Source organism: Paenibacillus sp. FJAT-27812, from assembly GCF_001273905.1.
Lineage (GTDB): Bacteria > Bacillota > Bacilli > Paenibacillales > Paenibacillaceae > Pristimantibacillus.
On record NZ_LIGH01000001.1, the window covers coordinates 1385050 to 1407827 of the forward strand.

Consider the following 22778-nt stretch of genomic DNA (forward strand, 5'->3'; position numbering starts at 1 on the left):
GGATGATCTGTCAGCTTCTGATTCGCCTCTGCCAATGATGCTTCCAGTGCCGTCGCGTCGGCTGAAACAATCGCGTCATTGAACGACTGAATGACCGCATTCAAATCCGAAGCCGCGTTATTTAAATCGGAGGCTGCTGTTGCATTTGTGATCGCGTCGACAAATTGCTTAGCGCTGTCAAGCGCACCGCTCAAATCAGCATGTTGATTGGCTGGCACCTGTCCAATATCCGTGCCCGGCAAATGATTTTTCAACAGCTGCTTGGCTGTGCGCATCGCTCCGAACAACGACGACCCATCAACGAATGTAAAACCTTTGCTTCTCGCATACGTTTGTACAATGGAGCCTGCGTATCCGAACATTTTCAAATTGGCTGGCGTCGCTTGATTGTTGTTGAATGAAATGGGATCGATAACTGTCGATTCGCTCAGCACCGTCACACTGGACAAATTATTGTAGCGGAAAGAGTATCCCCCAATGCTCGCTACGCTTTCCGGAATAACCACGCTGGTGAGCTGGTTGCCTCTAAAGGCAAAGTCGCTAATGCTCGTCAAATTGTCCGAGATATGCACGCTAGTGAGCAAATTATCTTTGAATACCTCCTGCCCCATACTTGTAACGCTGTCTGGGATGACGACCCTAGTAAGCTTGTTGTTTTGAAATGCTCTCACGCCAATACTTGTTACGCCGTAAGGGATGTCCAAGCTAGTCAAAAAATTATAGCCGAATGCGCCATCTCCAATACTCGTCAAGCTGTTCGGGAAAACTACGCTAGTGAGATCCGTAATATAAAAAGCCGTTTCTCCAATAGCGGTGACCGGTACCCCTCCAAGTGTGTCTGGAATCGTAATATCTACCCCCGCTCCTCTGGGGAAGTCCGTAATCGTTGCACGATTGTCTACAATGGTATACGTATAATCGCCCTCCTCGTCCGCATAAGCGTACTGGGTATGCGATAAAGAGGAGCAAAATGTAACCAAAGCAAGCAATAGGCATAAAGCTGATTTTCTCATGTTTTTATCCTTTCTGTAAAAATAGATGGGCGGTTCGCGCTAGCACGCTTTGGCCCAATGGTTGACGCCTCGACAGGCAAATAACCATCGCTATTCATTGTAGCAACGAGCAATAAAAGAATAATGAAAGATTGTTGCTACAAAACCAAAAAAACCGCGAAGCATCAAGCCTTCGCGGTTTTTTTTGGGACGAAACTATATAATGCAGCGCCATCGCATTTGCCTAACTTTTTTAGGCGGCAGGAGCTGCGCTTTCCGCTGCGCCCTTGGAGAGGGTCGCAACGATCTGATCGGTCGGCTGCGTAAGCAGGGCGAATAGGATAGCTGCCTGCTCCTGCTGATTCAACGCCTTCCGGGACTGGTAATCGGCCGATCCGTTTGCACTTAATTTGACCTCCGGTCCATGGATGCCGAGAGCGATCATCATTTTAACGGCTGGAATCGCCCAAGCGTCCGTTTTCCCTTCAAGCTTTACATTCGCGAACAGCTCCGCCGGGTACTGAGCGCTCAGCAAGCGCCACAGCATGACCGCCGCTTCTTGACGCGTAATGACCCGGTCCGGCTCGAACTTCCCGGAGCCGCTCCCCTTCACCATGCCAAGCTCATAAGCTGCCTGGACGAAAGCTGCGGAAGGATGGTCCGCCAAATCGCTGAATGCGAGCTCGGTCGTTTTGCTGCCTTTCAAATTGCTCGTTTCCAAAATAAATTTCACATATTCTCCCCTAGTCACCTGACGTTCCGGCTGGAACGCTTGGCCGCCGTCGTTCGCAAAATATCCAAGCGACTGCAAGGTTAAAATTTGCTCGGCAAAAGCATTCTCCTTCGTCACATCCGTGAAGCCCGCTGCTTTTGCGCCTTTGCTTGCATAACCAAGTGGATTGAGATACGGCTCTTTCATATAAAGAACATTTCCGTTTTCGTCCAGCTTGAATCCGGTAAATTGTTTCGTCAGCTCATCAACAAACAAATTTGTGTCCACTTGATGCAGCTTGCGTGGACCAATGAAGACGTCGCTAATCAAAAGGTCAGCTTTATCCGTCTTCAAGTTCGATACGATGCTCCTGATTCGAAGATCCGCATAGTAACCGGCGAACTTTTCAAGCTGGTCGCTTGATGATGCTTTGTAATCAGGAAGCACCGCAGGAGCCGCATATTGCGGGAAAAAGGTCTGGATGAACTGCGGATAAAATAGGTGGTGGAGCGCTCCTTGCTGATTATACGTTAAAAAAACGCCGGTATTTTGCTCAGGAATAAGAAATAAATAAGAGCTGAAGTCTGGCAGATCGCCGGCTTTCGTAATGATTTTAGAGCTGCTTCCTGCACCGGGAATTTGGAAAGGTGCTTCAAATCCATAAGTCGTGTTTGGCAAAAGCGGGTGAATCGATGATTGATACACTTCCATTTGTTCAACAGTCTTATTGGCAAGAATTCGGCTTGATTCGATTGCCCCTCCATTTAGGAAGGCGATCATGAATTTACCAACGTCCTCGGCTGTTGCAAGCATCCCGCCATGAGGCATAATAGTCGGCGTGAGCGCGTAAGGCTCTATCCGCTTACCAGTTGCATCATATCCGGTAGCTAAATGCTCCTTCAGCGTGCCTTCAAGCTTGAAGCCGCTGTTTTTCATGCCAAGCGGCTTGAAAATATTTTGGGCCATATACGATTCGAACGGCACTCCGCTTGCTTTCTCTACGACTAATCCGAGCAGCAGGGAGCCAAAATTGTCATACATGTAAGAGCTGCCCGGCTTCCGAATAACCGGGGGCAAATTGGCCCGTACATAATCTTCAATAGAGACAAGCTTGTCAAAATCGAAATGGAAATCCTCCTGATTCGGATCACGGATTTCAAATCCTGTCGTATGCGTCAGCAGCTGCTCAATCGTGACAGGGGTATTAAACGGATTTTCAACCTTCAGATCCGGCACATATTTCAGAAAATCATCCTTTAAGTTTATCTTGCCCTGCTCAATAAGCTGCATAGCTGCTGCAGCCGTAAAGGTCTTTGATACCGAAGCGATCCGGAAGACGGTGGACGCAGGGTCTACTGCAGCTCCCTTATCCTTGTCCGTAACGCCATAACCCTTCTGCGCAATAACCTTGCCGTCTTTTACAACAACGATGGATGCGCCTACATATTGCGGTTTGGCTGCTTCCGAGGCAAAAAACTTATCGAGGAACGCAGTTGCGTTCTCCGCGTTCAGCTCGGCTGCCTTCCCTTTGCCCTCCGTCTCCGGCGCTGCACCGTAGACGGTTGAGGCCATTAAGCATACGGTCAATAACGCTGCTGCAAAGGTTTTGGCCCATAAAGAGGTTCTCGGTATGTACGAGATTTTTTTCATCATTCCACTTTCCCTTCCAAATTTAAGGTGATAAACCATAAATACGAATCCAATTATAGGAAGGTTTCATTCTACGATAGAAAAAAGACCGATTGCCCTCTCAAAAGAGGCGGGCTGTCGGTCTTTGTTTCGCATGCTAACTCTCCTTATATAAACAATGCTACTTACACAATGCGATGATTAAACGTTAGGTTTCTTTTGCAGGAGACGCTTCAATTCTTCATCCACGCGAGCGCTGCGCTGCTCTTGCTGCTGATCGAAGCCATTGCTTCTAGCATCTAAGCCATAAGAGCCTTTCGCAAGCTCTTGCTGCGCTTCCCATTCCATTACTTTCATTTCAATTCGTTCGAAGCCTCTTGAAGCCGAACTGCCTTGCAATGATTGCGCTGATCGCTGGCCCGCTGCTCCCGCAGTTTGCTGTACGCGGCTGATTAGCTCTGTACGCTTGCCTTGCAGCCGTTTTTTCTCTTCCTTCAACGTTTCGACATGCAGCTCAAGGTCAAGCGCGGCTTGCTTCGCAAGCTGTTGCAGCCTTGTCGTTTCTTCGATTTGCTCCTGATACACGAATTTGGCTTCAAGCGCCATACGGGCGTCAACCTCGCGGTCCGTTGCTGCTGCTTGTTCTGCTTTGCCCTCGTAGTAACCCGCCTGCTCGTTCAAATCCTTAAGCTTTGCTTGAAGCATGCGCTCCTGCACTTGCTGATGCTCCATAGAGCGTTCCGCTTTTGCAATTTCCTCGTCTAAATCCCGCAAATAATGATTAAGCATCATCACCGGATTCTCCATCTTGTCTAACATCTCATTCGCTGCTGCTTTCGTCATGCTAACTACACGTTGTAAAATTCCCATTTATATATCTCTCCCCGAGTCGTATTAAATTACGGTTTAGTAACTGAAATGATTTGCCTTTGGTACAAACAATGTAGCGATAAAGTATGCCAGCAGTACGACTCCGAAGCTGCAAAATGCTGCAATGACTACCAATAGTCTGATAATGGTGGAATCAACGCCCAGCCATTGTCCGATACCTCCGCAAAGTCCAGTAAGCTTGCTATCCGTAGTTGAACGAAACAATTTTTTCATATTTAATCGTCCTTTCTTGTTCCTCGTCTATAGCTTTATTTTAGAGATTGTCTTCTGTATTCGTAACGGTCCCCGGTCTGTTTTGCAAACTAGCCTTTTGGCGGGGAGCCATTGCGACATCTGGCGGGGAAGCGGAGCATGGCATGCATGGAATGGGTTACAGCCCCTGCTCACTTCTACCTCTAAACAATAAGATTACACACGATAAACGTAGGAATGCATCTTCAGCAAGCTGTGCAACTGATTTATGCTAGGATCATAAGATCGTTCAAATACTCGTTCAAATACCGCAGGATATAGCGACGTTAGCTGCCGATTTCGCAAACCAATATTGGATTAATATTGGTTTTATTTCATTGTGGTCTACAATCGCAGCAATAAAGGAGGTGGTTAAAAAAGGAATGCAGCTCTGCGCAAAAATGAAAGCGCATTAATGGTTAGTTAGAAATATACTAGGAGGTTTTTTATGTTCTCAAAGAGCGACTTGCTAAGAAGAAATCCATTCGTTATTTTGTCTTTGGCATTTGTTGTTTTGCTATCGCAGCTCACTTTGTACCCCTCCCCCTCTTCTGCCGCAGGAGGGCCTAACCTTGCAATCGGCAAAACGGTAACGGCCAGCGGACATGCCGATGTATACACAGCCGGCAACGTCAACGACAGCAACCAAGGCTCGTATTGGGAAAGCACGAACAATGCATTCCCGCAATGGATTCAAATCGATCTTGGCGCCAGCACCAGCATCGATCAAATCGTATTGAAGCTGCCGGCAGGCTGGGAGACACGCACGCAAACCTTGGCTGTGCAGGGCAGCACAAACGGCTCGACGTTTACCAATATTGTCGACTCTGCAACCTACACGTTCAACCCGGCAGTGGGCAGCAATGCGGTAACGATTAATTTTAGCGCGGCCAGCACCCGCTATGTTCGCCTTAACATAACGGCTAACACGGGCTGGCAGGCCGGACAAATTTCCGAGTTCGAAATCTACGGTTCCACGATAACGCCTACGCCTACGCCGACAACAACACCTACTGCACCGCCGGCTACACCTACTCCTACACCAATTCCAACAGCAACTCCGACACCTGCGCCGTCCATTACGCCAACACCGACAATTGTACCAACGCCTACGCCACCTGCTGGCTCCAACTTAGCGCTAGGCAAAGCGATCTCATCCTCATCATCGATCCACACATTCGTAGCCTCAAACGGCAATGACGGCAACACGGCTACATACTGGGAAGGCGGCAGCAATCCGAGCCAATTGACGGTTGACCTTGGTGCCAATCACAACATCACATCGGTTGTTCTGAAGCTGAACCCTTCTACCGAATGGGGCACACGTACGCAAACGATTCAAGTGTTAGGCAACAATCAGAACAATGCGACATTCAATAGCTTGGTTGCCGCTCAGTCGTATACGTTTAACCCTGCTACCGGCAATACGGTAACGATTCCGGTTGTGGCATCCGCGAAACAGGTACGGTTGAATATCACGACCAACTCCGGCGCTCCGGCTGGTCAAGTAGCTGAGTTCGAAATTTACGGCACTCCAGCTCCGAACCCCGACCTCACGATTACAGGAATGTCTTGGACACCGGCCACACCGATCGAGACGGACGCTATTACATTAAGCGCAACGGTTAAAAATATCGGCACCGCGGACTCTCCTGCTACATCAGTCAACTTTTATTTAGGCAACGAGCTTGCCGGCTCTGCTCCGGTAGCCGCATTAACGGCGGGCGCTTCGGCAACCGTGTCGCTAAATGCCGGGACAAAAAATGCCGGAACATACCCGGTTAGCGCCAAGGTTGATGAGAGCAACGCCGTTATTGAGCAAAACGAGAATAACAACGGCTATATCAACGCCACTGCGCTGACCGTTGCAGCCGTGCCAAGCTCCGACTTAATCGCAACAGCTACATGGAATCCAAGCAATCCTAGCAGCGGCAATACAGTAACGTTCACGGTAAATCTTAAAAACCAAGGAAACACCGCTTCTGCAAGCGGCGCTCATCCCATCACGTTGCTTCTAAAGAACGCTGCTGGCACGACTATTCAAACATTAAATGCCTCCTATAACGGCGCATTAGCGGTTGGGCAATCCGTTAATGTCACGCTGGGAACCTGGACGGCTGTCAATGGCAGCTACACGGTTACCGCAACCGTTGCAGCTGATACGAACGAAGTCATCATCAAGCAAGCAAACAATAGCAATACAACCAGCCTTTACTCAGGCCGTGGCGCTAATATGCCTTTTACCATTATTGAAGCGGAATCCCCTTCCAACACGACTAACGGCACAAAGTTAGCGACTAACTTTAAGCCTGGCGACTTTGCCGGCGAAGCTTCGGGACGCTCTGCCGTGCATCTTGATGCAACGGGCGAATATGTGGAGTTTACGCTGACTTCTTCGGCTAACGCTTTTGTGCTTCGCAGTGCCGTTGCGGATAATACGACCGGTACAGTTAGTATTTATGCTAACGGTGTAAAAAAGGGCAAGTTTACAGTAACATCCAAGTTCTCTCACGTTTATGCAACACCGAGCACGCTTGGCCGACTGGGGTATGACAATAGCCCTGGCGCAGGTTTAACGGCTTACTGGCTCTATGAAGATTCCCAGTTGATGCTTGACCAAGTGTATCCAGCCGGAACGAAGATTAAAATCCAGAAAGATACCGGAGACGTATCCGCAATCTACGTAGACATGATCGAAACGGAAAATGTCGCTCCAGCAGCGTCGAACCCTGATCCAAGCAAGTATGTTCAAGTTTCCTCTACTAAATCCATTGAGCAAGCGCTGAATGAATTTAGACAGGATGCAACGAAAAAAGGGATCTTTATCCCTGCCGGCGAGTGGACGATCAACAGCAAAATATTCCTTTATGGACGCGCAACCGAAATCATCGGCGCCGGCCCATGGCATACCAAGCTCGTGGCACCGCAAAATCAATCCAATACGGATGTAGGCTTTAATATTGGTTCTACCGCCAACGGTTCAACGATTAAAGATCTGTCTGCATGGGGCAACTATGTATATAGAACAGACGGACCGGGCAAGTTCATTGATGGCAACGGCATGCAGAACGTAACCGTTCAAAATATTTGGGTAGAGCACTTTATCTGCCTGTACTGGGGAGTCAACTCATCGAACAATACGTTCAAAGACAACCGAATCAAAAACACATTCGCAGACGGCATCAACATGACGAACGGTTCATCCTATAACGTCATTGACAACAACTATTCCAGAGGAGCAGGCGACGATGCTTTCGCCTTGTTCAGCGCGGTTGATGCAGGCGGTTCCTACAACGTAGGCAACAAGTACACCAATCTGACGGCAACTTGTGTAAGACGCGCAGCGGCTTTTGCCGTATATGGCGGTTCGGATAACCTTTATCAAAACCTTTATGGTGCAGACACGTTAACTTATCCTGGCATAACGATCAGCAGCTTGAGCTTTGGTTACAACACATTAGGCTTTGGCGACAAAGATACGGTAATCGACGGAGTCACGCTAGACCGGACTGGCGGAGATTTCTGGACCAGCGTCGGAGCAGATGACAAAATCAATGAATACCAGAACTTCGGAGCTATCTGGTTCTTTGGAGGTGACCGGACATTCAAGAACGTTCTGGTGAAAAATGTAGATATCAATAATCCGGTATACTTTGGTTTAATGTTCCAGACGAAATCGCCGGAGAACCTTGCCATGCAAAATGTTCGCGTAGAGAACGTCAACATCAACAACCCTTCCCGCTACGGGATCAAGCTCGTAGTCAGAGGCGAGCAAGGCCAAGGACCGGCTATCGGCGGAGCAAGCTTTACGAATGTAAAAGTGAACAACCCCGGCGTTGCAGCCATTTATGGCGAAAGCGGAAGCCCGAACTTTACAGTGACAAGAGTATCAGGAAACAACTGGTGATAGGGCATATTGAAAAGCAAACAGCCTACTCGGGTATCCGAGCAGGCTGTTTTTTTGCTAGTGATTGTAGTCGTCGTAATTCATTCGGTGCCGGCCCGCTTCCGACTGCAATCATGATGCCTTGTACAAGTCGTTTAGCTCTGCGGAATCGACGAGACGATGAGCCGGCTTACATTGGCTCCTCCCAAGCCGCCATTCATCCGAATCACATTATTCGTGCCTGGGTTCAATTGGATTAGACGGCTAACCCGACCGGTGTAAGCACTCCAGCCTCCGGTGCCAGGCAGAGAAAGAGAATAACCGATCCCCGACAGGTCACCGCTGGCGTTCACCCTAAAGGTTGCTTCATTGTCCGCTGAAGCGTAGAGCACGGTCAGAAGCGCCTGGCCGCCTGCTCCGCCGTTGACGCCGCTCAACTCGAAGTAGGAACCCGGTATATGCATATTTTCAATGCTTCCGCCCGATCGGGTCGCCCCTCCCCCGAAGGACACATGGTTTCCATCCATAAAATATTCCGTTTCCTGAGTATCTTCCGGGATCAATGATACACTCACGCGGGATACGTTGGCTCCTCCCATACCGCCGCTCAACCGAATCATGTTATTCGTTCCCGGGTTCAAGTCGATCAGACGGTTGGTCCGTCCTGTGTAGCTGCCCCAGCCTCCGGTGCTAGGCAAGGAAAGAAAATAGCCGTCTCCAGCCGGATCACCGCTGGCGTCCGCCTTAAAGGCTGCACCGCTGTCGCCTGAAGCATAAAGCACGGTAAGAAGCGCCTTTCCGCCTGTTCCGCCGTTAATGCCATTCAACTGAATGTATGAGCCTTCGGCATGCATATTTTCAATATTTCCACCCGATCGGATCGCCCCTCCCCCTATCGCTACGTTATTGCTATTCATTGCATATTCCGTTTTCTCAGTATATTCATCAAAGCTTTCATTCACTAGATCGTAATATTTGACCTCCGTAGCATTGGAACGCGGTCCAACACTTGGGACACCCTCGGACGTCTGAATGACCTTTTGGATGGTTCCATCCGGATTAAAGTATAATCGGTCCACGCAGACGGAACGCAGCGTACCGTTGGAGGATATTTCGGCATTATGGTAAAACATATACCAGTTCCCCTTATACTCCACGATGGACCCATGCGATGTTTCGCTATTTTTTACCGGATCTAGAATGATCCCGCGGTTTACCCACGGTCCTAGCGGGCTATTGCTGGTGGCGTACCGCATCCGGTTCGCCCCTGGATTATTGTCGGAATACATTAAGTAATAAATGCTTCCCCGCTTGAAGACCCAGGTGGCCTCATGGAAGTCCTCCAGCTCGGTGAACTGCTTGATCGGTCCGCTTATCGACATCATGTCAGCAGCCAGCTTAACGCCGTAGCTTGTTCCGCCGCCTCCGGCATAAAGGTAATAGCTTCCATCATCGTCGCGGAACACGCTGGGGTCAATTAAATTGCTTCCCGGAAGCCCCTCGATATAACCTTGAGCGGTAAAATCCGCGGCAGGCTTATCGCTTGTAGCTACGCCGATTTTCCAGGAATTGTTCCAATTCGTCCCACTGGGATGAGGAAAATAGAAGTAATAGGTTCCGTCCTTATAAGCGGCGTCAGGAGCCCACATAAAGCCGCCCTCCGGCCGTCCCCACGGTACATCATCAGCACGCAGGATCTCTCCCTCGTCCACCCAGTCCACCATATTATCGGACGAGAAGACGTGATACTTATCCATTAAATCGCTGCCTCTGGAAGGAAATATATCGTGTGACGCGTACACATAAATACGTCCGTCATTCCAAACATGCGCAGAAGGATCTGCCGTGAAAATACTCGTGACAATGGGATTTCCAGACGAAGTGACGGCATCGGCAGCTAAAGAAGAAGACGTGAATCCGACGAGGACAAGCAGCAGCATGGTTCCTGATAATAACAGACTGATAAGCTTTTTTCTCATAAGTATTACCTCCCCATTACATGAATTCGGGTTGCATCCCGGCGTACCGTTACTAATTCATACCATTAGCCTGCTTGGCAACCAGACAGCGAAGATAATCCCATCATCCCCCTCCGTATTCGGAATGGAAAAGCTGTAAAGAGAAGAACAATAATAGCTTACAATATATGTAACCTCTTAAGTAGTGAGGCATCTTTAAACTTTCCCTGCCAATCTTAGCCTAATGGAATAAAATGTTATCACGGGTCCTGCCGTATATCGCGACTGGGTATTGTACCGCAAGCTCCGTGAAGCTTCCACTAAAAATTTAAAAATACTAACTCATTCAAACGTAAAAAAAGCAGCCAAGGCTGCTTCTCTTATTGGTTCAGTTGAGCTTTGGAGCTTAGCTAAAATATGAATTACATTAGAGCAAGGAATGGTTTTCGCTTTATCAGAATTCCAAAACGGCTGTATTAAGTAACTTCCATGAAATACACCCATTTTTTTGTATTTCGATATCAGGAGCCCTAACTGCAGCCTCCACCTCCACCTCCGCCGCCGGATTCCCCTCATGCGAATTCCAATTACTCAGTTAACGCAAGCAGCTATTAGCTAATTAGCCATACTTTCCGATATAATCTTAGGAAGTTTTTAACAAAACATGAAAATCTACATGAAATTGAATTGGAAGGATGAGTATTTTGTTACGGATTACACGTGTGATCACTTGCCTGATTATCGTTTCATCGTTGTTCTGGGTTACAGCAACAACAAACTCGTATGCCCAGGAACAAGAAGATGAGGGGCAATATGAAAAACTCTTTAACCAGCCTTATGAAATGAAAGGGCACTGGGCTGAGCGTCTGTTTCAATGGGCTATGGCAGAAAATATAATAAATGGATACCCCAACAGCACCTTGATGCCTGACAAACCGATAAGCGAAGCGGAGTTTTTAAAAGCTCTTTATAGAGCCATGGGTATTGCACTGCCTAGTGCAAGCTCTTTGGAGGAATTTAATTCGTCTGACGATTGGACAGAAGGAGCTTACCGTCTGGCAAAATACTTCAATCATCCTACACTCGGTGCTTCTAATCATAAACTGCGAATGGAACCCCTAACTAAATTGCGGGCTGCAGAAATCATTACCGCCGCGCAAGGCGTTCATTATGTAGATGAAGATGCCGTTGTTTACCTTATTGGAAACGGCATGGCTAACAGCGACACCATTTCGCCAGAGCAATTTCACGGACAGGATTCATTCTCTAGAGCAGAAGCCATCCAGTGGATTCGCCAGCTCTCCTTTAAGGGAATGATGGACATATCAATAAGGCCAACTGCTGCTTCTGATCGCAACCTTCTTCCGTCTTTGCCATCTGTCGCTGTACAACGCATACCTGACTTCAGCCCGAACTTGTCGCGAGAAATGACTTCGACTTGTTTGGAAGCAGTCCTTTTGCAGGAGTTAAGGTTGGGGATTCAAAGAAAACAATTGAGGGCTTATTCGGGGTTTCGGACGATAAGGATGTTTTTGATAAACACATCTACCCCCTGTTCTCCGCACACTACAATAAAGAAGGGTTCGTTGATGCATGGAAAATAGACCAAGATTCTATCGAGCCTACGATTACAACTCCGTTATTACGTACGAATAAGGGAATCGTCCTTGGAGAAAGCACATTATTCGATGTCCTGCGCCTATACGGTACCTTTGGTTTTACTGGAGATTATGTGGCGACCTATTACTATGAGAAGACTCCCGACGGAAAATACCGAGATATCTCCATCTATGATAAGATTATTAATCCTGAGAATGTGTACACTTTATCATTCATATTTGATAGGGAAAGCCTTGCGGTTGTCTATGTATTATCTTCATGGCTCCCTTATGACATTTCACCAACGTAAGCTATCTAATTAACAAAGCTAAACTACTACTATTGATGTTTCTTTGGCGAGGCTTCTGAATCCAGCCATCCCATACGACTCATAGACGATAAAGCACAACTAGGTGTTTTCATACTAAAAAGAGTGGAATGACAAGCTTCGGAATCAACACGATACAGTAACATTCATGTATACCTCCCTTCGGACAATCAACTACAAATAAAGCCAGAAGTGCTCTTTCAAGGCACCTCTGGCTTTACTTCTACATCGCATTTAATAAGAACTGCCCATTTGCATAAACAATATCCGAAATATAAACAGTTCTCTCCGTGTCAAAATTAGCAAAGTCCGTCATGTTGGAGATGGCTGCCGCATAAAGTGACAAGCTGCCGTCACGATTATTCACGAGGGCCATATCCTCATTCATAGGCATGTATGGCAAGGTTACCACTTCTTTGGCAGACGGGTTAAAATAAGCCGCATGAGAACGGTGAAGGCCCGAGCCCCATGAATAAGTAAAATACAATTCCGTTTCCCCATCGCTGTCCAGATCGGCTAAAGCCATGCTGGTTACACCGTAGCCGCCGAACCACTCACCGAGCGGATATACTTCTCCCTCATATAGCAAAAATGATGCGGAGGATTCAGCATATTTGAAAATCGTATACTTAGCGTTTTCTTTTATCGATTCCGGTGTGATGTTATAGCACTTATCTGTGTCATAACCAGATTTGAAATCCTTTTGCAAAGCTAAAAAAGCATCAACGCCGTCCTGAGTCCCCACGATAGCAGCATTCCCGGGCATTTCCTCGTCAAGCCTCGAAATTTTATAAATACTCCAAATATATTCGCTCTTTAGCGTATTGACGTTATCCTTATGCATCTTTGCAAACCATATCTCATCATCCAGCAGATATAGACGATACCCAGGATTATCTGCCGACTGGGTCAGTACGTACTGATAGCGCTCTTTATACCCTGAAATATCAGGAACATTCATGCTCGGCATCATAAAACTGCCCTTAAACTCCTGCTCATCTAAATCCTTCCGTTCATAAGCAGCGGCCGTTTTCTGCTGGTTGCCTGCTTCATCGGTTATGATAATCTCGTTTTCGGTAAGTGTATAGTACTCCTTGAATCCTTCAAGTGCCCTAAACGAGCTCAGTAGATTCATATAAACCTGCCCATCAAAGCGATAGCTGCCGTACGGTTCACTAGTCTCTTTTAATGCACCATCTACGATTGGATTCGTCGCACAGACGGCGACAGCTAATATACAGGCAGCAGCAGAGAAGGCGATCACCCGTTTTTTCGGCGCTCTGAAACGTAAAATATTTTTTATACGCTCCCGGATGCCTGTCTCTCCGAAGGCCAGCGGGCTTGCTGATGGAAAGCGGCGGTTAGCCGCAAAGGAGAGCAAAGACGTGCAGTATTCCTTCGCGATGTCCGAATCGGTCTCCGAAAGCACTTTTTCATCGCAGCTCATTTCCATGTCTTTGGCCATCAATGCGAAGGCAAGCCACGCAAGCGGATTAAACCAGTGAAAGGCAAGAACCACGAATGCGAGCGGTTTGATTAGGTGGTCTTTTCTTTTTAAATGGTAGGCCTCATGCTTCAGGATGTAGACGCGCTCCTGCTCCCGAAGCCCAAAGGGGATATAGATTCGCGGCTTGATAAAGCCAAGAATAAACGGTGATCGAATGTTGTCGGACTCGAAGATATGATTATCCAGACGGACTGCTGTAACCATGCGACGTTTCAAGCGGAAGTAGGACACTACGCCGTAAATAAGCAAAGCAGCGGTGCCTGAGCACCACAAGACAGTGCCGATTTGTATCCAAATTTGCAGCGGATTCGCGCTAGCAGCCGGGGTAGCCGGAGGCAGGCTGTCGCTTATCATGACGTTCATGGTCGGTATGCCCACCGTCATCCCCGGCTTCTCCATATAACCGATATCCGCAGGGACATAGCTTAGCGCCGCTTTACCGCTCTTTTGTGCTGCGGTCATATCAAAGGGGGGAGCATTAAAGAGGCTGAGCTCAGAGGAAATGGACACCGGACAAACTAAGCGGAACAGAACAATAGCCCACAGCAAATAGGAATACTTCTTCGGCGCTCGTTTCAGCAGCAGACGGACGAGAAGCACGGCGACGATCACATAAGTGGCTGTGAGGGTCATATTGAGTATTTTTAGAAACAACGTCTCCATACTCACCCCTCCTTATGCTCGTCAATCAGTCGTTTTAGCTCATCAGCTTCCTTATTGGAGAGTGATTTATTGCCGAAAAAAGAGACGAGAAACTGAGGCAGCGAGCCCTCGAAGGTCCGCTCTATAAAATGCTCGCTCTCATACGCCTGTATCTGCTCCTTTGGGATAATGGAGCTTACAATGGTATCCTCATTTTTAAGAAGTCCTTTTTCACACATTTTTCTAAGCACGGTATAGGTTGTGGGCTTCTTCCAGCCTAGCTTTTCTGAACAAAGGGTTACCAGCCTTCCCGATGCCACTGGCTCGCTCTCCCACACGACAAGCATAAAGCGATAATCACTTTCACATAGCTTCAAGTTACTCATCATAGCCTCCCCTATTCGGTTTATAGTTATAAACCTGTATTATGAGTTTATAACTATAAACCAGAATAGTCAATGCAATGGGAGAGCAAGGCTAGACCAATTCTTCAATTGATACCAAATACAGCAAATTGCCTTTGCTGAACAGCACGCGATTTTCTCGAAAATCTTGCGTTAACGGTACAAACGGCTCCCCTTTTTCATTCTGAAAATGGATCTTATGCCCCGTGGACAAGCTCCCCCGTTTTTCATTTTTTTTGAGCAAATACGTTCCGCTTTTTCCGTAGCCGCCATCGAACAAAAAGTGATAACCATCCGTACAAAATCCCGAAGAGCCAGAAATTCCAGGATTCATAAAGGTGACCTTCGGCTGTGCGAGTCCGCCCGAAATGCAGCCCAGCAAAAAGTCCGTATAATAATAAAACCAAACCTCATCATCATTAGCTGCGTTCAACGCATAACAATCGGCAATATCAGACACTTGATCCTCATATCGCTTGTTGCCATGCTCATCCCAAGCCAGAAGGCCCTGCGCGCCGACCGGCTTACCCCAACCGTTGTTTCCGAACACGCCTTCGTCGAAGTAACTGGTCCAGATGGTCCCTTTTTCAGTCACCTGCACGCTCTGGATCCCATCTCCAAGCAAAAATTCTCGTATCGTATTGCCTTTAAAATCGCATACTTTAGCGTTCAAATCATACTTGCCAACGCCGTAATAAGAGCAGCGCGCACCAACTAACAATAGATGTCTATGAAGCGGCTGGACATAATGATAATTGAAATGCTGATCTCCAATCACCACTTCTTCCATATAATCCTCTTCTACAAGCAATACCTTGTAGGTATTTGTTTTCTTTAGCGCCGTTGGGACGAACATGCCTCGCTCCCGCACTGGGATCTGGTTAATCAGCAAGACATACATGCAGCCATCGGAGCCAATTTGCGCCGAGACGATCTCGAAGCCATCCATATACGCAGAAATATCGGCAAAAGGTTGAAGCGCCACCATTTTATTAAACATGCCAACTCCTCCTTAAAGACAGTTATAAAAACCACCTTCTGTACTGATTAACTGTATTATGTCTGAGCAGAACGTTCCTGAACATGGCGGAAGTATGGCGAAGAAAATAATGTTAAACCAAATCACAGAACATTATCCTTCATGACAATTGCTATGTAAGAAGGAGCAGTTATTAAGCATCAAAAAAACAGAGCATACGGATCAAAGGAACCGTTATGCTCTGTATTATTGATGTCTGACCGGAATATACCCTCTAATGCTTTACAGCATTTATCCGTTTCGCTTCTCGAACCGGGACAAACTGAATAGAGACAATGAGAGATACGAGCGGCTCTTCCTAGAGATGCTTGAAAGTGCGAAGTTAGGTTCTCTTGCTTAGCGGTACCCCGTTGCATTCGCTGGTTTACCTGCATCCTGTACTTCTACGACATACCGCCAGGCATCTGGCTGTGAACCGTCAAGATCATAAAAACCATATGCTTGCGCGAGCTCGCCGCTCGATACCGATTGACCGTTCCATCGGGCAACCTCCGGGTCGCCTGCCAGTGCGGCTATGGCACGCCCCACATATCGCGGCGATTCCGAGATGATGAAATGCGGCTCCTTCTCAAGAGCAGCGCGCCAGTTGTCTTCCCGAACGCCGAAGTGTTCGAGCATGATCTCGGAACGCATCCAGCCTGGTGTAACAGCTACGGCAGTGCATTGATGCGGCTGAAGCTCACGAGCCAGCGATTGGGCCATGCGAATAACGGACATTTTCGCCAAATCGTAGAACAGCGACAGTCGGTAGTTCTGATTGTTGTACGCCGCCGTGCCGTCCGTCATTTCCACTACAAGACCGTTTCCGTTCCGGATCATCAGGGGCAGCGCGTAATGGCTTGTAATAGCATGGGTGTCAATCGCAAGCCGGAGCATGCGTAACCCGCCTTCCAGCGAATGCTCCCATATCGGCACATTCCATTGTATCAAATGCTCTGCTCCCCATATATCGTTGACAAGCAAGTCCAGCCGCCCCTGTTCCCTCTCAATGCGCGCAATTAGAGCTTGAACCTGCTTGGGATCAAGATGGTCCACTGGAACCGCTATACCTCTGCCCCCAGCAAGATTTACAAGCTCAGCGGTTTCTTCAATTGTTTCTGGACGATTGTACTCGGAGCGTTGTGTTCTTGTTGTGCGTCCAGTCACATAAACAGTTGCTCCTGCCGCTCCAAGCTCAATAGCTATTCCCCGGCCAGCGCCGCGTGTTGCACCTGCTACCAAAGCTACTTTCCCGTCTAATCGTTTCATGATCTGTTACAGCCCCTTTCATTGGTTATTCCTCTATTATAAAACTCTAATATGACAAGGATTGTCATATTAGAAACATACAAATCGTTTTCCAAGCAATTTTACCGGCTTCTTGTTTGCAAGCTGTTGAACGGAACGCCAAAAAGGCCGTAAAAGCTTGCCTACCGGCAACCTGTCACAGCCCCCAAATCCACAGTCCAACGCAGCCTCTCGGCTCTTGCTTTTCTCCCGTCGCAATCAGATTCTCTTCGTTGAGCGTCCAGTAGCTCCAGTTATCGTAGCCTCTTATTAGCTCAAGCGTGGCCATTGCCCCGATCTAACGGTTCCGCATCATGCTTCTTAACCATCAGCTCCGATAGAAGGACAACACCCAGCACACGCCATTGCGGTCGGTAACGATAGCGAGCAGACCGTCAAACGGAGCTTCGTACATTTCCGTATTAATTGTCCCGCTGGCTGCAAATTCACCGTAAATCTTTCGGAACATGTCCTCCTTCTCGATTTTCAGAAAAATTCTCACATAATCGCCCTTCAATACAGGCTTCGCCGCTTGAGTATCAGCAAACTTAAGAATAGCATTCTCCACATGCAGGTCCGCGTTCAGCACCTCTTCCCCTTGCTTTCGTAGAATCACAATCTCGCCGCCAAATACGCTTTGATAATACTTAATTTCATCTTTGCAGTTATCCACTGCGATAAACGGATATGCTATCATCCTTTTCATCCTCCTAAGGTTCATTTGATCATACTTTAAAAATGCAACTCCAATCGCATTCGCGACATATTGCTGGTATTCAAAAACACGGACACTTAACGCTTTCTCATTTCGGCATTTCATCCTGCCTGCTTAGATTGCGAAGCACGATCTTCAACGAGCTGATTAACAAATCATATTCCTCGTCAGCAATACCCTTCCTGGTCCTGCTCTTGACCCGGTCCAACGCCTCCTGCACTTTCGGTACAACATCCCGTCCCGATTCCGTCAAATAAAGCAGCTGATAGCGGTTATCGGCAGGATCAACTTCCCTCCGCACGTATCCTTCCGCTTCTAGCTTAGCAATCGCCTTGGCGGTCGTCGTCTTATCAATGAGCAGCTTCTCGCTTAAGGCTTTTTGCGTAATTGGCTGCTGAGACGCTATCGCCATTAGAAAAATATACTGCCCGCTCCCGATTCGGTAAGGTGCCAGTTCAGCAGTGATCAAGATTTGCATATGGCGATAGATGGCAGAGATGTATTGCCCGTGAGATTCCGTTTCTTGCTTGTCGGCAGGACTCCAATGTTCGCTCAGTTTACTCGCCCCTTAAATAGAATGTTATTGCAACTAATATCATTATATGAATTATAGAATGCTATTGCAACTATTTTTCCGTAAAATTTATAAGCCATTTAACAATCGGGACCACAATCAAACGCGTAGGCGATGAATTCCATTTCACATATTACTTACGTCCATTACATAGCTATATTCCGCACTACAACCAATTTCGTCGAGGCAAATCGACTCGTGTACAGACATACGATTGAGTTAATGAGTTTTCTTTTAACATAGTGCTACATCATATGTGCGCAGTTGAGGGAGAATCATCCTTGCTCAACTCAAAGCCTCCGTTACCAAACTCGGATTGTTTTGTACGTCAGCACAATAGGTTCGGAGAGTTCTTTCCTGTACCCGGATCGATCGTTCCGCCTAAATGATCATTGTCATTTAAATTTCAAGCTAATATTTAATCATTGACGCATACCTCTATAATAGTGTACTATCACATTAACACACTGGATCAGGCGATTATTTACTACTATATATTCATTACGTTGATTGCATGACCACTGCAACCGGTGGAATAAAACTACATGACCCAGATAGACTTGGTGTAACAGAGTAGACGAAGAAGACGTATATCTGCGTTACGATTAAATTTATATGAATTGAACAAGGAGGAGATAAAATGAATTCAGACAGAAGTGAAAAAAAGAACGAGGTGTCGCTGTTTCGTCTTTATTTGCTGAGAGGGCTTTATCTTTTTGTCGTCGTAGGGCTTGCTTTTGTGCAATGGCCGGAAGTCATCGATAAGATACTGCATCCAGCGAAGTCCTGGGATCTCATGGACGGAGTAGTCTCCTGCATGCTAACTTCCTTTTCGGTTTTATGCCTCTTGGGGCTGCGTTATCCATTGCAAATGATCCCAGTGCTTTTGTGGGAAGTGGTGTGGAAGACCCTTTGGCTGCTCATCGTTGCGCTGCCTCTGTGGACAGCCGGTCATATGGACGACTCAACCATGTCGACGGTCATATCCTGCTTGCTGGTCGTCATTTTTCCATTCATCATTCCTTGGCGCTATGTGTTTGTCAACTACGTGAAGAAGCAAGGCGCCCGGTGGCGTTGAGATAGTTGACAGCGGGAAAAATCTAACACATCTCTTGCCAATATGCTTCTGATTCAACCTTATTTTGAAGCGAGTGATGAATCGATGTTGATTAAACTCCGTAGCGATTTTTGGTGTTGACTCAACCACCAATCCTGTCATAAAGAACTTACAAAACAAGGGCCGACAGCCGCTACAAGAGCGAGTACTGTCGGCCTTCTTTATGTTTATACAAGACATCAAGCCCAAATCACCACTTTATAGCTTTCCGTCAATTAAGGTAAACCAATTGGGATCTCCATTATATGTTCCAACAACCCGGTATACAGGCCGATAGAAGTCTTTTGAATCATACATGTAGATCGTTTCTATTCCTTTTATTTCTAAATGGTCACCCTTTTTAATTTCAAGCTGATCCTTTGTTAATAAGGCATTTCTTTGTATTTGCTGGAATTCCCCATCCTCTATTCGTTTATATACTTCGGCAGGAGATAACAGCTCTACCGTCCGTACAAACTGATTGTGCTTAATCCCGCTATTGACCGCATAGATGCTTCCATCTTTTTTTAGGCCGATTGAAAAATCGCCTGTCCAATAGTCCTCGTTCATTCCGGGGAGCTGCGAGAGTGACCATGCATACTCTCCGCCATCTGTTCCACGTAAATCAGCCTTTTGGGTAAGCAAGCTCAAATCATCCGCAATGGCCTTCGCGTTCTCTAACATAGAATCCGGATCAGATAGTGAGGCTTGCTCTGGGACGTAATTATCCTCGGTTAACGACCAGTTTCCCTCTCCGGATTGAAATAACGTGTAGTGCACGCCGCTGTTGCCGGTTAACGAACTTTCTCGATCACTTCCTCGATTCGTGACGCTAACTTCAGTCAATTCTAATTTCTGCTGTAGCATCGCTGCGATTTTATCTGTATTCACGATTCTTTTGTATACTGCACCGACACTCGGTTCTCGGTTTAACGCGAGCGAAGTGCTTAGCTGAACACCCGTCATATTCCATTTGTGATAGGAATTAATGGCTAGCTGACCAAACTCCTGCTGGCTGTAGACGATACTCATTGCACCAAACAGCAAACCGAATGCTATGGGTATGGACAGATTGCCCAGCAGGCTCTTGATCTTGACTTTTTTGTGTTTAACGATAGAAGCAGCAAGTCTGTATAACTGGTAGCCCATAATACCGCCAAGTGTATTGTTAATAAGATCATCAAGCTCAAATAGGCCTGCACCTGTAAGCGTCTGATACGTTTCGATAGCTAATGTTGCACCTAATACGACAAGAAAGAGCCGTTTGAACGCTCTAAATTTGTTACTCAAACAAGGCAACAAAATCCCCATAGGCACAAACATTAAAATGTTAAAAATGCTGTTCTGAAATTCTCTTAGCGAGTATTTTTGCCATGCTTCTATATAGCCACTGAAAGGATAAAGGTTCATTTGCAAAAAATGTGACGTACCGCGGCCGATAACGGTCAGTTGCAGAACAAAAACAATATAGCCGATGAACAACGCGCCGAGGATAAGCTTATTCATAGGCAGCCAGAGCTTTTCCTCTGACCTTCTCTTGCGATAATAAAATGTATAATAACCTGCGATAAGAAGCAGCTCGATTCCGACCACAACGACCACTGGCAATCCTAGAAAGCGTAAGTAATTGAACATATCTGTAATGCTCACAATAATCCTCCTTATACCGCATTCAAAATCGTACTGCCTTACTCACATATGGCTTATCATTATATCACCGCATTATAAAGCGTCTTATACTTTTTCCTTAAGAAACCTTTAAGAATCTTTAGGTTTAAGAAAAAAACAGCCCCTCTACAAAGCTTTATCGAATGATTAAAAAGTGTACGATGTAGCGATGGGCGTACGAGCGCACGCTCGTATCGGAGCTTCATTTCATAGATTACGGGTTTACTCCGTCTTGACATGGAGCATAAAAAAACATCGCCCAGAGCATGAAGCCCACATGGCGATGAATCAAATCATTCATAATATTTTATGCCTCTCAGCACTTACTCCTCGCCCGTCGCGACAGGATTTTCAGGTCTGGAACTCCTATCGATCCAGCTGTCGGTTATGCTCTGAATATAGTTCAGATCAGGAACTTTAGGCATGTGCAGAGCAACGAGACCTTTTGGTTTCATTTTACCATTGACGATGCCGTTCCAAGGGTGTAATTTCCGCCGCGCAACCTAATGTCAGCTACGAGACGACTTGGTTCTTACCTCGATTGGACTTTCATCAATGCGTTTTGCTTAGCTTGGCTAAGCGCACATCTATCAAAAAAGACACCCCCACGGTGTCTTTTCCTTCTTCTATTTGGATGCAAAGCCAACGCTTGAAAGGCAATGTATTTTCGCTCTATTAAGAATTAATTCGTAGTTGAGGTTAGTTCCTTGTCCGACGTCCGGCCAAGCAGATTTAGAAATTCCCGCATAAATCCAGGGAGATCAGGCCATGCGTGACCCGATACTAAATTTCCGTCTACATGTAGTGTCTCACTTGCATATTCTGCGCCGAGTGATTCGACTTCCAGCTTGCACGCATTGTATGCCGTTAACGTTCTGCCTTTGAAGTATGAACGATCGGGCAGCGCCAGGAATACCTGAGCACCGTGACAAATCGCGCCTACAGGCTTGTCCGCTTCCAGAAAGTGCTGGACAATTCGCGGAAGATCTTGATCGTTGCGGATGAACTCAGGAGCGCGGCCGCCTGGGATGATCAAGGCATCGTAGTCAGCAGGCTCCACGTCCGCAAAGGCGATATCAGACGGCAGCAGATGAGCTGGCTTCTCCGAATAAGTATCCCATCCCTCGATGAAATCGTGGCATACCGTATTCAATGTCTTCTTCCTCGGCGAAGCGATCACTGCCTCGTAGCCCTCTTCCTTCACCCGATAGAATGGATAATAAACCTCCAGAACCTCTGCACCGTCGCCGGTTAGAATAAGCACGCGTTTGGACATTTTACCCTCTCCCAACTGTAAATTTATGTAACACCCTTTTCTATTATGGGGATAATCTGCAAACGCCGTCAATGGTCCTTAAGAACGGGAGGAAGATGTCAAATTACGCAAAAACACGTCGTACCAGCAGGTAAGCTGGGACTGACCCCATAACGTGAGACAAATCAAAACACCTTCAAGAAAATGCAACCATGTCGTAAGATATGGAGACAACCTTGGAGGTGTTTTTACGTTGGCAACAAGAGTAAGTTACCCAGTGGATATAAAGACAAAAGCAATTGAAATGAGAATAGCAGGCATTCCGGTCAAGGAGGTAATGGAGCAACTCAACATACGAAATGAAACGCAAGTGAAAACTTGGATGC

At 46.9% G+C, this 22778-nt stretch carries 16 protein-coding genes and 1 pseudogene; 4 read left to right on the forward strand and 13 right to left on the reverse strand.

Annotation, left to right across the window (positions count from 1 at the left end):
• The 4 genes from ADU23_RS05845 to ADU23_RS05860 form a co-directional block, all read right to left on the reverse strand.
• Nucleotides 1-1013: leucine-rich repeat domain-containing protein (locus ADU23_RS05845; protein WP_157266095.1), on the reverse strand; the 1013-nt coding region annotated here is incomplete at its 3' end.
• Between the two features lie 232 nt (nt 1014-1245).
• Nucleotides 1246-3357, reverse strand: a complete 2112-nt coding sequence (locus ADU23_RS05850; RefSeq protein WP_231637324.1) for a serine hydrolase — start codon at nt 3355-3357, stop codon at nt 1246-1248.
• 177 nt (nt 3358-3534) lie between these two features.
• Nucleotides 3535-4203, reverse strand: a complete 669-nt coding sequence (locus ADU23_RS05855; RefSeq protein WP_053372889.1) for a PspA/IM30 family protein — start codon at nt 4201-4203, stop codon at nt 3535-3537.
• Between the two features lie 36 nt (nt 4204-4239).
• Nucleotides 4240-4437: a PspC domain-containing protein gene (locus ADU23_RS05860; protein ID WP_053372890.1), complete on the reverse strand. Its 198-nt coding sequence runs from the start codon at nt 4435-4437 to the stop codon at nt 4240-4242.
• A gap of 466 nt (nt 4438-4903) precedes the next feature.
• Here ADU23_RS05860 and ADU23_RS05865 point away from each other — a divergent pair, with 466 nt between their 5' ends.
• Nucleotides 4904-8362, forward strand: coding sequence for a discoidin domain-containing protein (locus tag ADU23_RS05865; RefSeq protein ID WP_053372891.1), 3459 nt, complete (start codon nt 4904-4906; stop codon nt 8360-8362).
• A 134-nt stretch (nt 8363-8496) separates the two neighbouring features.
• Here ADU23_RS05865 and ADU23_RS31745 read toward each other — a convergent pair whose 3' ends face one another.
• The gene (locus ADU23_RS31745; RefSeq protein WP_063845950.1) at nt 8497-10320 is read right to left on the reverse strand and encodes a family 43 glycosylhydrolase; all 1824 of its coding nucleotides are present in this window, start codon (nt 10318-10320) and stop codon (nt 8497-8499) included.
• 683 nt (nt 10321-11003) lie between these two features.
• Here ADU23_RS31745 and ADU23_RS05875 point away from each other — a divergent pair.
• Nucleotides 11004-11903 carry an S-layer homology domain-containing protein gene (locus ADU23_RS05875; RefSeq protein WP_053372892.1) on the forward strand — a complete coding sequence of 300 codons (900 nt, stop codon included), beginning with the start codon at nt 11004-11006 and terminating at the stop codon, nt 11901-11903.
• Between the two features lie 546 nt (nt 11904-12449).
• Here ADU23_RS05875 and ADU23_RS05880 read toward each other — a convergent pair.
• The 6 genes from ADU23_RS05880 to ADU23_RS05905 form a co-directional block, all read right to left on the reverse strand.
• Nucleotides 12450-14396 carry a M56 family metallopeptidase gene (locus ADU23_RS05880; protein WP_053372893.1) on the reverse strand — a complete coding sequence of 649 codons (1947 nt, stop codon included), beginning with the start codon at nt 14394-14396 and terminating at the stop codon, nt 12450-12452.
• Nucleotides 14397-14398: 2 nt separating this feature from the next.
• Nucleotides 14399-14761 carry a BlaI/MecI/CopY family transcriptional regulator gene (locus ADU23_RS05885; RefSeq protein ID WP_053372894.1) on the reverse strand — a complete coding sequence of 121 codons (363 nt, stop codon included), beginning with the start codon at nt 14759-14761 and terminating at the stop codon, nt 14399-14401.
• Nucleotides 14762-14852: 91 nt separating this feature from the next.
• Nucleotides 14853-15779, reverse strand: coding sequence for a hypothetical protein (locus ADU23_RS05890; RefSeq protein WP_053372895.1), 927 nt, complete (start codon nt 15777-15779; stop codon nt 14853-14855).
• Between the two features lie 375 nt (nt 15780-16154).
• Nucleotides 16155-17066, reverse strand: coding sequence for an SDR family oxidoreductase (locus tag ADU23_RS05895; RefSeq protein WP_053372896.1), 912 nt, complete (start codon nt 17064-17066; stop codon nt 16155-16157).
• Nucleotides 17067-17412: 346 nt separating this feature from the next.
• Nucleotides 17413-17781, reverse strand: a complete 369-nt coding sequence (locus tag ADU23_RS05900; RefSeq protein WP_053372897.1) for a VOC family protein — start codon at nt 17779-17781, stop codon at nt 17413-17415.
• Between the two features lie 106 nt (nt 17782-17887).
• On the reverse strand, nt 17888-18277 hold the full coding sequence (locus ADU23_RS05905) for a MarR family winged helix-turn-helix transcriptional regulator (protein WP_157265636.1): 390 nt from the start codon (nt 18275-18277) through the stop codon (nt 17888-17890).
• Between the two features lie 736 nt (nt 18278-19013).
• On the opposite strand from ADU23_RS05905, the gene ADU23_RS05910 reads away from it, so the two are divergent.
• The gene (locus ADU23_RS05910; RefSeq protein ID WP_053372899.1) at nt 19014-19451 is read left to right on the forward strand and encodes a hypothetical protein; all 438 of its coding nucleotides are present in this window, start codon (nt 19014-19016) and stop codon (nt 19449-19451) included.
• A gap of 237 nt (nt 19452-19688) precedes the next feature.
• Here the strand turns inward: ADU23_RS05910 and ADU23_RS05915 are convergent, their stop codons facing one another.
• Nucleotides 19689-21119, reverse strand: coding sequence for a VanZ family protein (locus tag ADU23_RS05915; protein ID WP_053372900.1), 1431 nt, complete (start codon nt 21117-21119; stop codon nt 19689-19691).
• A 700-nt stretch (nt 21120-21819) separates the two neighbouring features.
• The gene (locus ADU23_RS05920) at nt 21820-22413 is read right to left on the reverse strand and encodes a DJ-1/PfpI family protein (RefSeq protein ID WP_053372901.1); all 594 of its coding nucleotides are present in this window, start codon (nt 22411-22413) and stop codon (nt 21820-21822) included.
• Nucleotides 22414-22645: 232 nt separating this feature from the next.
• Here ADU23_RS05920 and ADU23_RS33475 point away from each other — a divergent pair.
• A pseudogene (locus ADU23_RS33475) lies at nt 22646-22778 on the forward strand (IS3 family transposase); the annotation flags it as partial.

Coding starts and splice junctions, on each gene's coding strand:
- ADU23_RS05850 (WP_231637324.1), bottom strand. CDS start 3,357: ATGATGAAAAAAATCTCGTACATACCGAGAACCTCTTTATGGGCCAAA.
- ADU23_RS05855 (WP_053372889.1), bottom strand. CDS start 4,203: ATGGGAATTTTACAACGTGTAGTTAGCATGACGAAAGCAGCAGCGAAT.
- ADU23_RS05860 (WP_053372890.1), bottom strand. CDS start 4,437: ATGAAAAAATTGTTTCGTTCAACTACGGATAGCAAGCTTACTGGACTT.
- ADU23_RS05865 (WP_053372891.1), top strand. CDS start 4,904: ATGTTCTCAAAGAGCGACTTGCTAAGAAGAAATCCATTCGTTATTTTG.
- ADU23_RS31745 (WP_063845950.1), bottom strand. CDS start 10,320: ATGAGAAAAAAGCTTATCAGTCTGTTATTATCAGGAACCATGCTGCTG.
- ADU23_RS05880 (WP_053372893.1), bottom strand. CDS start 14,396: ATGGAGACGTTGTTTCTAAAAATACTCAATATGACCCTCACAGCCACT.
- ADU23_RS05885 (WP_053372894.1), bottom strand. CDS start 14,761: ATGAGTAACTTGAAGCTATGTGAAAGTGATTATCGCTTTATGCTTGTC.
- ADU23_RS05890 (WP_053372895.1), bottom strand. CDS start 15,779: ATGTTTAATAAAATGGTGGCGCTTCAACCTTTTGCCGATATTTCTGCG.
- ADU23_RS05895 (WP_053372896.1), bottom strand. CDS start 17,066: ATGAAACGATTAGACGGGAAAGTAGCTTTGGTAGCAGGTGCAACACGC.
- ADU23_RS05900 (WP_053372897.1), bottom strand. CDS start 17,781: ATGATAGCATATCCGTTTATCGCAGTGGATAACTGCAAAGATGAAATT.
- ADU23_RS05905 (WP_157265636.1), bottom strand. CDS start 18,277: ATGCAAATCTTGATCACTGCTGAACTGGCACCTTACCGAATCGGGAGC.
- ADU23_RS05910 (WP_053372899.1), top strand. CDS start 19,014: ATGAATTCAGACAGAAGTGAAAAAAAGAACGAGGTGTCGCTGTTTCGT.
- ADU23_RS05920 (WP_053372901.1), bottom strand. CDS start 22,413: ATGTCCAAACGCGTGCTTATTCTAACCGGCGACGGTGCAGAGGTTCTG.